Source organism: Ruegeria sp. AM1, assembly GCF_056540745.1.
Genome location: NZ_JBQFXH010000001.1, coordinates 90,536 through 103,446, shown reverse-complemented (window position 1 = coordinate 103,446; position 12,911 = coordinate 90,536). Strand labels below are relative to the sequence as shown.

Below are 12,911 nucleotides of genomic sequence, written 5' to 3'. Positions count from 1 at the left end.
ATTGAGAAACCCTGCAATATCCCAGAAATCTCCCTCTTCTCTCCCAGCGGCGCAAAGCAATCCGTCCTAGTGCAGTCGGATTGACAGACAGCGAAGGAGACAAAAATGTCCGAACAGACCCACACAACGGACCTGCCACTATCCTGCGACAAGTTCTTTTTGACCGATGGCGGCATCGAAACCACGCTCATTTTTCATGACGAGATCGACCTGCCCCTTTTCGCGTCATTTGTGCTGCTCGAAAACGAAGAAGGCCGCGCCGTTCTGACGCGCTATTTTGAAAAGCACATCGATGTTGCCCGGACCCATGGGCTGGGTTTTGTACTGGAAAGCCCGACATGGCGTTCCAGCCCGGATTGGGGGCAAAAACTCGGGTACAGCGCCCGCGATCTGGACAAAATCAACGCAGATGCAATCTACCTGATGCGCACTCTGCGCAATCGCCATAACAGCACCGTGTCCCCTCTGGTGATCAGCGGCTGTGTCGGCCCAAGGGGCGACGGGTACGTGCCCGGAGAGTTGATGACCGCAGAACAGGCGCGGGACTATCACATGCCGCAGATCGCGGCGATGGCCACCGCCGGTACCGACATCATCACGGCAATCACGATGAACAACGCGCCCGAGGCGATGGGCATCGTTCAGGCCTGCAAGTCGCAATCTGTGCCCTCGGTCATCGCCTTTACGGTCGAAACCGACGGCGCGCTTGCAACCGGTCAGCCGCTGGGCGAGGCCATTGGCGAAATCGACCAGCGCACCGGCGGCTTTCCAAGCTACTACATGGTTAATTGCGCGCATCCCGAACATTTCGAACATGTGCTGCATGCGGGCGGCGACTGGCTTAGCCGTATTGGCGGTGTCCGTGCCAACGCCTCAAGGATGTCACATGCGGAACTGGACGAAAGCGAGGTTCTGGATGACGGCAACCCGGCTGAGCTGGGCGAAGATTATCGCAGGCTCATGCAATTGCTGCCAAATCTGCGTGTACTGGGCGGATGTTGCGGCACGGATCATCGTCACGTGGACGCAATGGGGCGGGTCTGTGCGCATACCCACAACGTCGCCGCGCAATAGCGGCTGCCGGGCCCAATGATCCGGGCCCCTCACCCGGATCAGCTTTTCAGGAAGGGACTTCCAAATGAACATATTCATTCGTCCGGTCGATCCGACCGATACAAAGGCAGTGGTGGCAATTCTGTCCGATCCCGCTGTTATGCTGGGCACCATGCGGCTTCCTTATACGGCCGAAGCCCTGGTCGCCGAACGCACGGCGGTGGTGCCGGGCATGTACCGGCTGGTTGCCGAAGTTGACGGCTGCGTTGTTGCCTATTGTCAGATGCGCACTTTTCCCGACGTGCCACGCCACAATCATGTGGGCGAGATCGACCTGATCGCCGTGCGCAGCGAGTTTCATGGAAACGGCATTGGCAAGGCTCTGATGAACGCGTTGCTGGATCTGGCGGACAACTGGCTGCAACTGGACCGCACCGGGTTGCTGGTTTGGTCGGACAATGAAAGGGCCATCACCTTGTACAAAGCCTTTGGATTTGAGGTCGAAGGCACGCTGAGACGGTATGCCCGGCGGCCCGGCGGATTTGCCGACGCGCTGACGATGGCCCGGCTGACGGATAACAGCACCAGCCCACGGCATATGCCGAACCACGAAGCTGCCGCAGTCTGATCCGGTTCGGCGCGCTTGGCTATCTCAGATCCTGCGGCAGCAGATCGGGCGGGATGTTCTGATAGCAGACCGGCCGCAGGAATCTGCGTATCGCCATCGTGCCAACCGACGTCGCACCAAAATTGGTTGAGGCCGGATAGGGCCCGCCATGCACCATGGTGTCCGCCACCTCAACACCGGTCGGATAGCCATTGGCCAGCACACGGCCCGCCTTGCGTTCAAGCACGGGTATCAGGGCACGCGCCTCTTCGGCGTCGCCCACTTCCATATGGAGACTGCAGGTCAGCTGCCCTGGCAATGATCGTGCAACCGCAACCACTTCAGAAAAGTCCCGAGCGATTATGATAATGCCCGATGGGCCAAACACCTCTTCGCCCAATGCGGCATCCGCCATCCACTCGACCGCTGTTGTGACGCCCATACAAGGGGCAGCCTGCCGCGCACCACAGGTCACATTCACGACGCTGCGCAGGCTGCTCGTTTGCGCCTGCCGCGTCCTGCCGGCATCAAATGCACTGGCTATGCCCGAGGTCAACATGGTCTGCGGCCCGCTCTTTTCCAACGCCTTGGCTGCTGATGCGATAAAGCTCTGCGTAGCGGGTCCATCGGTCATGACGACAACACCCGGATTGGTACAGAACTGACCTGCGCCCAGTGTCAGAGACCCGGCCCAGCCAGCGGCAATGTCTGCCCCGCGGGTGGTCAGGGCCGCATCCAGAATAAACATCGGATTGATCGAGCCGAGCTCACCGAAAAACGGGATCGGATCAGGGCGCGCGGCGCATAGATCGAAAAGGGCGCGCCCGCCTCTGAGTGAGCCGGTAAACCCAACCGCCCGGATGAGCGGGTGCGTCACCAGAGACCGGCCCACCGCCAGATCTCCGCCTTGAATCTGTGAGAACACGCCCGGATGCAGATCATGACGCTTTATGGCAGCGTCTATTGCCTGCGCCACCAGATCGCTGACCCCCGGATGCGCGTCATGCCCTTTGACGACAACCGGGCAACCCGCAGCCAGCGCCGCCGCCGTGTCACCGCCTGCTGTCGAAAAGGCCAGCGGAAAGTTTGACGCACCGAAAACCGCAACAGGCCCGATGGGACGTTGCATCATGCGCAGGTCGGGGCGTGGCAGCGGCTGACGATCCGGTAACGCGGCATCGTGCCGGCGATCCAGATAGTCACCTGTTTCGATATGCTCGGCAAAGAGCCTGAGTTGACCGGTTGTCCGACCGCGTTCACCGGTCAGGCGCGCTTTGGGCAGGCCGGTTTCTTTCTGACCCATCGCGGTGATGGCATCGCCCCGCGCATCAATCTCTTCCGCAATCGAACGCAAAAGAGCGGCACGCGTTGCGCGGCTGGAATATCCGAAGCTCCAGAATGCCTCTTCAGCCGCTTCACAGGCGCGCGCGACAAGCTCTGGGGTGCCGGTGGCAAAATGATCCGCCGGGCCTGAGACGGGTTCATTGGCGAAAGTCGTTTCCCCGGCCACCCATGCACCGGCAATAAGATGCGTGCCCTTCAGCATATGTATTCCTTAGATAAGGTTGCGATGCGACAGGTTGCGCATCAATTGGCTGGCGCCGAATTCCCAGGGCGGGCATTCGGTTGACAGTTTGACATGATTGACCAGCGACCCAAGCGCATCTGCGGCAATCGTCACTTTGTCGCCCAGCTTGTGGGTAAAGCCCCCGCCGGGTGTGTCGCGGTCCTGCGTCGGCGCGAACAGCGTACCCAGATACAGCATCAGCCCGTCAGGATACTGGTGATGCCGCCCAATCGCCTGCGCAACAAGGTCTTCGGGGTCCCGGCTGATTTCCTTCATCGAAGAATGCCCCTCAAGCACAAAACCGTCCTGCCCTTCGATCCTGAGCGTCAACTCAGCCTGTCGAACATCATCAATCCCAAAGCTGCTGTCGAACAGCCGGATCATAGGGCCTATGGCCGATGACGCGTTGTTGTCCTTTGCTTTGGACAACAGCAGCGCCGAGCGGCCCTCGATATCGCGCAGGTTCACATCGTTCCCCAATGTCGCCCCCACGATCCGGCCCTCGGAAGAGACCGCCAGGACAATCTCAGGCTCGGGGTTGTTCCAGCTGGATGCCGGATGCAGCCCGACATCCGCGCCTGTTCCAACCGATGACAGAACCTGCGCCTTCGAGAAAATCTCGGCATCCGGGCCGATGCCCACTTCAAGATACTGGCTCCAGAGGTTTTCTTCGATCAGAGCGGCCTTCACGCGCGCGGCCTCTTCAGAGCCGGGCACGATGTCGCTGAGGCTCGCCCCGATACGCACACCGATGCGCGCGCGAATTTCCTGCGCCTGATCCGGGTCTCCGGCGGCTTGTTCCTCGATCACCCGTTCGATCATCGACCCCGCGAAAGTCACGCCGCAGGCCTTCACCGCCTGCAGATCACATGGGGCCAGAAAATGAACGGCATCCGGGTCGCATGACCGGGCCGCGATCTCTGTATGGGAACCGATATCTCTGCCTCTGGCGGTTGTGACATAGGTGACGGGTTCGGCCATTTCGCAAATGTCGCGCACCATGGGGGCATCTCTTGACGTGATATCAATGATCCGGCCATCGCGGCAGGTCACTACCAGAGGCCCTGAGACCTCAGGCTGCCAAACGCGGCCCACCCATGTGCCGCCAAGAGGTAAAGCAGTCATTCGATACTCCAGGAAATTGTCATTCCGGCCCGCATCGACTGATGCGGCGCCAGTTCTTTCAGACCGGGTGTTCCGGGCAGGTGAAACGCGTCCACCGGATGAGATACAGGTTCGAAGCAAAAGAAGTCAGCATTTGCATCGGGTGAATACACAAGGGCGGTCGTCAGATCGCCAGTCGCCGCAATCTGGCAAGACACAGCCTCTGCGCTCTGCGTGATTGTTGCGTGCTGCGCCCACCCTGAAAACGCATTGTTGATCCAGCCATCGGGCAGCGGCCGCGGGCTGCTGAAATCCCAAACGGGAGACCCGGCAACACCTATCGCTTCGGTCGGCAGGAATTCTGCGTCGGCCAGCCAGACCTGCACGGCGTCAAAGGACAGGCGCGTCGCGGTGCTTCGGGGGAACCAGGGGTGGAACCCCAGCCCGAAGGGTAACGCATCGGCCCCGGTGTTTGTGACCGTCAAATCGATTTCAAGTTGGGTTTCAGACAACCGAAATTCTTGCGCGGCATGATAACGCCAGGGTCCAATTTTTCCCTCGGGCAGTTCCATTCTGGCCGCGGGGCCATCCTGCTGAATACTCCAAGGCTTCTGAAAACCATCGCCATGGATAGGGAATGCTTCACCGGCAAGGTTGATTTCGACCGAGTGATACCAGCCCGCCCAGTCGAACCCGCCACCGGACAGGCGGTTGGAAAACGGCACCAGAATATTGCTGGCCAAAGAAAACAGGTCAGTCTCATCCCCGTTCCAAGCGCGCAGAACAGGCCGCCCGGCAACCTCCAGCCGGGCCAGCCCGCCCCCCAGCTCAGGCGCGAGGGCCACATGGGCAGGGCCCGCCCGAAGATCTGTAAGCGTCACCATCCGCCATCAATCGCATAGTTCTGACCGGTAATCATGTCCGACGCGGGCGAAACCAGAAAATTCACCAGATCCGCCACATGTTCCGGCTGGATGCGGTTTTTCAGGCACTGCCGATCAAGGACCCAGTCATTGTATTCCTGCAGCTTGTCGCCAAACACCCGTTCTTCGGCCTCTGAAACAATCGCGCCGGGGGCGACGGAATTCACGTTGATCCCATGCGGCCCAAGCTCGCGCGCCATGGATTTGGTCAGGCCCAGCATCGCGCCCTTTGAGGCGATATAGGGCACATAGCCATCCCATTGCCCGGTCAGGGTAACCGAGGTGAAGTTGACCACCTTGCCATAGCCACGTTCTTTCATTCCGATGGCACAGGTCTTGGTCAGCACAAACGCGGCCGAGGAGTTCACCCGGATCTGATCCTCATATTCCTGAAGCGAGAACTCTTCGTGCGGCCGATTGATAATCAGCGCTGCGTTGTTAATCAGAATATCAAACCCGCCGAAGCGACCCGTCAGACCTTTGACCGCCGCCTCGGCTCCGGCAAGATCGTTCAGATCGCAGCCAAAGAAACTGACCCCGTCCCCAAGCGCCTGCGCACGCGCATCACCGTCCTCGCTATCAGGGCGATCCAGAATGATCACTTCTGCGCCTTCTGCAGACAATTTCTGCGCCTGAGCGCGGCCCAGCGTCCCAAGGCCGCCGGTCAGAAGGGCTGTTTTTCCTTTAAGAGCAGTCATCGTGCAGCCTCACAATACATCCATGATTTCGTCCATGTTGGTGTCTTCAGTTCTTTTGTCCAAAACAACCTCGCCCCGCGCCATCGCAACGATCCGGTCGCAGCATTCGAACACGTGGTGAATGTTGTGGCTGATGAAGATCCCGGTGATGTTCAGCTCTTTCAACGAGCGGACAAAATCGATCACCTTGTTGGTTTCCTTCACCGCCAGATGGTTGGTCGGCTCATCAAGGATCATGACCTTGGACTTAAAGTGCATCGCCCGCGCAATCGCGACACCCTGACGTTGGCCACCCGACAACTCGCCCACAAGCGCATCGGGCGAGCGCAGGTGCAAGTCGACATCCGCAATGGCCCGAACGCTTTCTTCGGCCATCTTCCTGCGATCCATAATCCCAAGCCCGAACAGCGAGAACCTGAGAGGTTCGCGGCCGATAAACAGGTTTCGCGAAATACTCATGGTCGGGACCATCGAGTTATACTGGTAGATCGTCTCGATCCCCAGATCCATTGCATCACGCGGGTTGGCGATCCTGGCTGGCGCTCCCTCGATCGAGATTTCGCCCTCGCTGGCCTGCTGTGCGCCCGACAAGATATTTATGAGCGTTGATTTCCCCGCGCCGTTATCCCCGATCAGCCCGACCGCCTCGTTCGGGGCAAAATCCAGAGAGACGCCTTTGAGCGCATGTACGCCGGAATACCATTTGTGCAGGTTGCGCACCGATATGATGGGTTGCGTCATCGCTCAGGTCTCCAGCTTGATGGCCTTGGCGCGTTTGCCCAGCCACGAATTTGCGACAACGGCAAAGATGGTCAGAAAACCGATGGCGAACTTGAACCAGTTTGCATCCACCTGACTCAGGACCAGCCCGTTGTCGATCACGCGGATCAGGATGGCCCCGATCACGCCCCCAGCCACCGCGCCGATGCCGCCTGACAGGGCGGTCCCGCCGATCACGGCAGCGGCTACTGCCTGCAACTCCCACCCTTCGCCAATGGACGGCAGAGGGGATCCCAGGCGCAGCACCTGAATCATCCCGGCAAACCCGGCCAGCATCGAACAGAGCATGAAGCAGGCAATTTTCACACGTGCGGTGGGGATACCCATCGCCTGTGCCGCCGGAAGGAACCCGCCGGTCGCCCGAATCCAGTTCCCGAAATTGGTGCGGCTCATCATCAACGAGGCCGCCACAGCAATCAGGACAAACCAGATAAACGACATCCGAAACAGGTCACCCGGACCGACAAAGACGGTGAACAACCAGTTGGGAAGGTCGTTGGGCAACAGCGGCGGGAAGCCGCCCGAGATGACGATGGTCAGCGACCGCGCGATGAACAACATGCCCAGGGTCGCGATAAAGCTGGGGATGTTGTAGTGGATCGTCACATAGCCATTGATAAACCCGATCACTGCGCCAGCCCCCAGACCGACCAGAAAGGCAAGCCAAAACGGGGTGCCATCGGCCACGAGAACAGCCATAACCATAGGGGTTAGGGCAAAGACCGATCCAACCGACAGGTCGAATTCTCCACAGATCATCAGAACGGTCACACCGATAACCATCAAGCCGATCTCGGGCAGGATACCCAGGATGCCGCGCAGGTTGTTGGCGCTCAGAAAAACGCCGTCAGACTGAACCTGGAAAACCACAATCAAGAGGATTAGCAGTACCAGGGCGGCTAACTCGGGTTTTTCCATATATATTTTAAGCAGGCGCTTCATTGATCGCCGATCCTTTTCTGAACGAAAGGCCTGCCGGCCGTATCGCACCGGCGGGCCAGTTCTTTCACATCAGTTACCGCAAGCCCTGCGCAGAAAGCTCCATGATCGCATCAGCCTGAGCAGGCGTAACGATCCCTTGCCCGGTATCGACGTCAGCCGGAGCCAGACCGATCTTGTCGGCAAGATAGACCTGCATCACCGGGATGAACCCCTGCATATACGGCTGTTGATCGACCTGAGCCTGAATATATCCGGCCTGCATCTGTTGTACCGCCTCGGGCACAAGGTCGAAACCGCCCAACAGGACCTCTCCGGGCTCAATCCCGCGATCCTTCAGAACCCGCGCAACCGCCGCGTGCCAGAACCCCGTATCGAAATAGGCCGTGGTGTCAGGATTGGCGTTCAAATAGGCCCCGACACGGTCCGCCGTCACCGCCAGATCGGTGCCACTGTCGATACGTTCAAAGCTGACATCACGGTCCGGGTTGGCGGCTTTGTAATCCGCCATGAAATCCAGAACACCGCCACCGCGTGCCTCGGACCAGTTCTGGCCCGGAGCCGAGATGCCGACCAGCACGTTGATAGGTCCTTCGGCCGGGAAATGCTCGGACATGGCTTTGCCCAACGAATAGCCCGCCGGGCGGAACCCCTGCCCCACAAACGCAGCGCGCGCGCTACCATCGGCCCCTTCGCTGTCATCCACGTTCACGGCAATCACGGTGACATCGTTGCCGACCGCACGCGCGATGACATCATCAAGCGCCCGGTCATCTACAATCGAAGTCAGCAACGCGTCCGGGTTGCGCGCCAGCGCCGCCTCCATATTGGCGGCCTGCTGTTCGATAGACCCTTCGGTCTGGGTAAAGATCATCTGACAATTCGCGTCGATCTTTTCGCAGGCATCATCAAATCCCTTTTTGACGGCCTGCCAGAACGTATTGGACGCCGAGGAATGATGTGTGAATACGATGTTCAGCCCATCGGCTTGTGCGGCAGCGCCTGCCACCATCAGCAGCGCAGGCGCCGCAACCGTTCTAAGCAGTTTCTTCATCTTACTTCTCCTCCCAAAAAAGTGTCTGATTCTCGCTAGATGCTTGCCGCATCTGACCTTCTGCGGAATGTCGTGAAAGCACGGTCAAGATCGGGATGCAGTTCCATACCCAGACCGGGACCAGGCGGGACGGTGATCCGACCCTTGCGCACCTCAGGCAGCGCCGTAACTAGGTCGCGGTACCAGGTTTTGTAAAACGCGCGTACGCTTTCCTGTATCAACGCATTGGGTGCGTTCAGCGACAGATGGGTCGAGGCGCACAGGACCACCGGCCCGGTACAGTCGTGCGGTGCAATCGGAAGGTGCCAGGCCTCGGCCATCGACGCGATCTTACGCGCCTCAGACAGGCCTCCGCACCAGCTGATATCAAGGTTGAAAACCCCCGCAACCCCCGTCTCGATCAGGTCCCGAAACGCCCATCGCGACCCAAGCGTCTCGGATGCCGCGATGGGCGCGCGTGAGGCCTGGGCATATCGCGTGAGGCTGGACAGGCTGTCCATCTTGATCGGATCTTCGTGCCAGAATGTGTCATAGGGCTCCAGTGCGCGGGCGATTTCGATGGCTGGCAGCAGTTGCCACATCAGATGAAATTCCACCATGATGTCCATCTTGTCGCCCACCGCTGCGCGGATTTTGTCAAAAGGCTGCAGTGCAGTTTTGAGGTCAGATGTCTCGATATACCGGCCACGGGTCTTTTCCGCCGCAAGGTCGAACGGCCAGATTTTCATCGCCGTGATGTCTTCTTCCAGAAGAGATATGGCGAGCTCATCTGCGCAGTTCATAAAGGCGTTCAGGTCGTCATACCCCTCAACATCGCCATCCTTCAGCGCATAGTTGGCGGTGTTCTGCCCGGTGTCCTGCTTGATGTATTCCGTGCCGGCGCAGGTGTTGTAGGTACGGATATCCTGACGCGTAAAGCCCCCCAGCAATTGCGCAATCGGTTGCTGAGTCACCTTTCCGAATATATCCCACAGGGCAATGTCGAAAGCCGAATTGCCCCGCATCTCGACCCCAGTCGAACGATAACCCAGATAGCCCACCAAATCCGCCGAAAGCTTGTCTATTTCCAGTGGGTTGCGTCCGACGACCATTGGCGCGACTGTCTCGTGAATATAGGCCTCAACGGCCTGCGCTCCGAAAAACGTTTCTCCCAGCCCGGTCACGCCCTCATCTGTGTGAACCTGCAGCCAGATAAGGTTGGGGCGATCCGCAATCCGTATGGTTTCCAGCTTCGTGATTTTCATCGTTCACCTCAGATCAGGCCAGCATCCAGCAACACCTTGGTGCTGTCGTCAAAATGGGCCCGCATCAGGTCAGACGCCTGCTGCGGATCGCCCGCAGCAATAGCGTCCGCGATATCGATATGGGTCTGCACGCTGGCGACCCGCTGCTCCCTCCGCGAGCGGCTACGCCAACCAATCGGCCAACTCTGGCGTGACACCCCTTGAAAAGCGCCGACGATCATCGCAAAAACCGGATTCTTTGACGCCTGTGCAATCGCCAGATGAAACGCAAGATCGCTTTCCATGACACGCTCTGAGTCATCGATATACGTCATCATCTCATCCGCCAGCCCGCGTATGACCTGAACCTCGGCTTCGGTGCGGCGCAAACTGGCAAGCGTCACGGTGCGCGTCTCGATTGTCCGGCGGACATCGTAAATCTGCTGAACGCTGATCTGTTCGGTCAGAACGCCGTGTTCAATCATCAGCGACATTGCACCATGATCCAGCTGCGCGACCGTTGCCCTTTTCCCCGCGCTTAGATTGATCAGCCGCATCGCGGCCAGCGAACGGAACGCCTCGCGCACGACAGAGCGCGACACGCGCAGCTCTTTGGCAAGGCTGCTTTCACTGGGCAGCCGGTCCCCAGGGCCCAGGTCGTTTTCCCGAATATGATGCGTGATCACACCAATGGTGGTGCTTACGAGATTCGTGGAACCAGACTTATCACCAACGTCCTGCATCGCACATCCTGCTGTCTAAACATTCAAACCTGTCTGACAGGTTTTCTTGTATTGTTTGTAAGGTTGAGGTATTTCTGCTGTCAACATATTTCATTACGGAGTTCACGCATGAGTGCTGAAATGATCTTTCCTGCCGCAAATACAGTTGGCGAAAGCTTGCTGTGGGATGAGGCTCAACAAAGGCTCTTGTGGGTTGATATCGTTGGGAAAACCATCCACTCATATGCCCCCGAAACCGGCCATCACCGCAGCTGGGAAACCTCCGATTTCGTCACCTCTATCGGATTGCGCAAAGACGGGGGCGCCGTGGTCGCGTTCACAAAATCCATTTGCCTGTGGAACTTTGACGACCAGTTTCACCCGCTTGCAGACATCGAACCCGACAAACTGGACAACCGTCTGAACGAAGGGGGGGTTGGTCCAGACGGGGCATTTTGGGTCGGAACAATGCAAAACAACATCGCCCCGGATGGCAGCCCCGTCGACATAACGCGGCACAGCGGACAGTGGTATCGCTGCGAGGCAGATGGAACCGTCACCCGTGTCTGCGATGACTCGTTTGGCATCACGAACACGCTCGCCTGGACCGACGATGGCCACGTCGTGACCGCAGACAGCCTGAAGAATGAGATATACATGTATCGGCTTGAAGGCACGGCTGGGCATTTTGTCGACCGCCGAACCATCTTATCAGGCTTTGAACGTGGTGTGCCCGATGGCTCGGCAATGGATACCAATGGTGACATCTGGAATTGCAGGGTCGCGGGCGGCAGCTGTGTGGTGCAGTTTTCCACCACCGGTGAAATGCGCGGCGTTCATGAGCTGCCGTGCTCGTGGCCGACAAGTTGCGCGTTCGGTGGCCGGGATATGGACACGCTCTATGTCACCTCTGCCCGGTTCACGATGAGCCCCGAGCACATCACAGCCAATCCGCACGAAGGAGGCCTGTTCGCCCTGCGCACCGGCACCCGGGGCCGCCCAAGCCACAAGTTTGGGTAACTTCTTCACTTTCTACCGACCTGAAGCCGCCAGATCGCACCCCACTGCGCCAAAGTATTTGTAATTTTCTTTTACAAATATTTGACAAATACGACTGAACTATCTAAGCGTCGCACAACCCCGCAGAGCGGAGAATGCGGTCAATGACGTCAGAAACACAAAAAGCTCATGAGAATCCGCGCTGTAACGCCGGCGCCGATCCTGACCAAACATCACGTAGCGGCAGCAACCGACGCAGTTGCATGTCGCGGCATCATGTCGCGGCATCGCCGTATCTGTGGGTGATATCAGGACTGGCGATAACGAAGATGTTGTTTGTATACCCGAATATCTGGCAGATGATGTCGCAGGTGAAGCTGTTGAAATGGCAGCTTTTGAGGATTTTGGTATCGAGATGGTTCAGCAAGGGCATCCGCTTTTCAGCCTGCCTCAACCTGATCCGGCAACGAAGGAAAATTTTGTAGCGTGGTGACAGGAGAAAGCAAGCTAGCAGAGACCGGCTTGTCCGGCGGCGACAAAGCGGTGGGGGATCGAACCCTCTCCGACCGGGTGTACGAGCGTGTCTTGTCCATGATCATGGAGGGAGAGATTCCTGTCGGCGCAAAACTGCCCACAGAACAATCACTGAGCACCCAATTGCAGGTCTCACGCCCTGTACTTCGGCAGGCGCTCAAGCAGTTGCGCGAAGATGATGTCATCATTTCCCGGCAGGGCTCGGGGTCATTTGTAAAACGCCGCCCTGACAGCGCGATGCTGGATTTTGCGCCCGTCGGGTCCATTGCGGATATTCAGAGAACATTCGAGTTCCGCGCCGCGATTGAGGGCGAAGCGGCCTATCTTGCCGCGCAAAGGCGCCGCGACGCCGATCTGGCCCGGCTCACGTCTGCGCTGGAGGCGCTGGATCACTGCGTGAGCGATGGGACACTTGGCGTAGAAGCGGACGAAGCGTTTCACGCTGCGGTCTGTATGGCCTCGGACAATCAGTATTTTGTGGCGACGCGCAACTCGATGAAATCCAACATCCTCACAGGTATGAACCTGACGCGTAACTTGTCGCTAACACGCCCACGGGAGCGCCTGGAACTGGTTCAGGCCGAACATTATGAAATCTTCGAAGCAATCCGGACGCAGGGCCCCAAAGCTGCACGCGCGGCCATGCGTCTGCACGTGGAAAACGCACGGATGCGTGTTTTTGAAGGTGCAACATCCGGGGCGAAATAG

14 protein-coding genes are annotated in these 12,911 nt (G+C 58.5%); 5 read left to right on the top strand and 9 right to left on the bottom strand.

The features are described from left to right. Window positions 1-105: 105 nt before the first annotated feature. On the top strand, window positions 106-1,074 hold the full coding sequence (locus tag ACR0I7_RS00505; protein ID WP_480507346.1) for a homocysteine S-methyltransferase family protein: 969 nt from the start codon (window positions 106-108) through the stop codon (window positions 1,072-1,074). Between the two features lie 64 nt (window positions 1,075-1,138). Then, window positions 1,139-1,681, top strand: coding sequence for a GNAT family N-acetyltransferase (locus ACR0I7_RS00500; RefSeq protein ID WP_480507344.1), 543 nt, complete (start codon window positions 1,139-1,141; stop codon window positions 1,679-1,681). 19 nt (window positions 1,682-1,700) lie between these two features. On the opposite strand, the gene ACR0I7_RS00495 is transcribed toward ACR0I7_RS00500, so the two are convergent. The 9 genes from ACR0I7_RS00495 to ACR0I7_RS00455 all read right to left on the bottom strand — a co-directional run bounded on the left by ACR0I7_RS00495 (window position 1,701) and on the right by ACR0I7_RS00455 (window position 10,691). After that, window positions 1,701-3,206 carry an aldehyde dehydrogenase (NADP(+)) gene (locus ACR0I7_RS00495; protein WP_480507342.1) on the bottom strand — a complete coding sequence of 502 codons (1,506 nt, stop codon included), beginning with the start codon at window positions 3,204-3,206 and terminating at the stop codon, window positions 1,701-1,703. A gap of 9 nt (window positions 3,207-3,215) precedes the next feature. Further along, complete coding sequence (locus tag ACR0I7_RS00490; RefSeq protein ID WP_480507340.1) at window positions 3,216-4,352, bottom strand: fumarylacetoacetate hydrolase family protein; 1,137 nt, start codon at window positions 4,350-4,352, stop codon at window positions 3,216-3,218. Further along, window positions 4,349-5,212 (bottom strand): aldose 1-epimerase, encoded by an 864-nt coding sequence (locus ACR0I7_RS00485; protein WP_480507338.1) that lies wholly within the window; start codon window positions 5,210-5,212, stop codon window positions 4,349-4,351. The genes ACR0I7_RS00490 and ACR0I7_RS00485 overlap by 4 nt, the downstream gene beginning before the upstream one ends. Beyond that, window positions 5,209-5,952, bottom strand: coding sequence for an SDR family oxidoreductase (locus tag ACR0I7_RS00480; protein ID WP_480507336.1), 744 nt, complete (start codon window positions 5,950-5,952; stop codon window positions 5,209-5,211). Before ACR0I7_RS00480 ends, ACR0I7_RS00485 begins: the two co-directional genes overlap by 4 nt. Window positions 5,953-5,961: 9 nt before the next feature. Further along, on the bottom strand, window positions 5,962-6,693 hold the full coding sequence (locus tag ACR0I7_RS00475) for an ATP-binding cassette domain-containing protein (RefSeq protein WP_480507335.1): 732 nt from the start codon (window positions 6,691-6,693) through the stop codon (window positions 5,962-5,964). A 3-nt stretch (window positions 6,694-6,696) separates the two neighbouring features. Then, window positions 6,697-7,674, bottom strand: coding sequence for an ABC transporter permease (locus ACR0I7_RS00470; RefSeq protein WP_480507333.1), 978 nt, complete (start codon window positions 7,672-7,674; stop codon window positions 6,697-6,699). A 73-nt stretch (window positions 7,675-7,747) separates the two neighbouring features. Further along, on the bottom strand, window positions 7,748-8,725 hold the full coding sequence (locus tag ACR0I7_RS00465) for a substrate-binding domain-containing protein (RefSeq protein ID WP_480507331.1): 978 nt from the start codon (window positions 8,723-8,725) through the stop codon (window positions 7,748-7,750). A 35-nt stretch (window positions 8,726-8,760) separates the two neighbouring features. Beyond that, window positions 8,761-9,969, bottom strand: a complete 1,209-nt coding sequence (locus tag ACR0I7_RS00460; protein ID WP_480507329.1) for a mandelate racemase/muconate lactonizing enzyme family protein — start codon at window positions 9,967-9,969, stop codon at window positions 8,761-8,763. Window positions 9,970-9,977: 8 nt separating this feature from the next. Beyond that, window positions 9,978-10,691, bottom strand: a complete 714-nt coding sequence (locus ACR0I7_RS00455) for a FadR/GntR family transcriptional regulator (protein WP_480507327.1) — start codon at window positions 10,689-10,691, stop codon at window positions 9,978-9,980. Between the two features lie 108 nt (window positions 10,692-10,799). Here ACR0I7_RS00455 and ACR0I7_RS00450 point away from each other — a divergent pair, with 108 nt between their 5' ends. The 3 genes from ACR0I7_RS00450 (at window position 10,800) to ACR0I7_RS00440 (ending at window position 12,911) form a co-directional block, all read left to right on the top strand. Beyond that, the gene (locus ACR0I7_RS00450) at window positions 10,800-11,690 is read left to right on the top strand and encodes an SMP-30/gluconolactonase/LRE family protein (protein ID WP_480507325.1); all 891 of its coding nucleotides are present in this window, start codon (window positions 10,800-10,802) and stop codon (window positions 11,688-11,690) included. Window positions 11,691-11,967: 277 nt separating this feature from the next. Further along, window positions 11,968-12,162: a hypothetical protein gene (locus ACR0I7_RS00445; RefSeq protein ID WP_480507323.1), complete on the top strand. Its 195-nt coding sequence runs from the start codon at window positions 11,968-11,970 to the stop codon at window positions 12,160-12,162. After that, the gene (locus tag ACR0I7_RS00440; protein WP_480507321.1) at window positions 12,159-12,911 is read left to right on the top strand and encodes a FadR/GntR family transcriptional regulator; all 753 of its coding nucleotides are present in this window, start codon (window positions 12,159-12,161) and stop codon (window positions 12,909-12,911) included. Before ACR0I7_RS00445 ends, ACR0I7_RS00440 begins: the two co-directional genes overlap by 4 nt.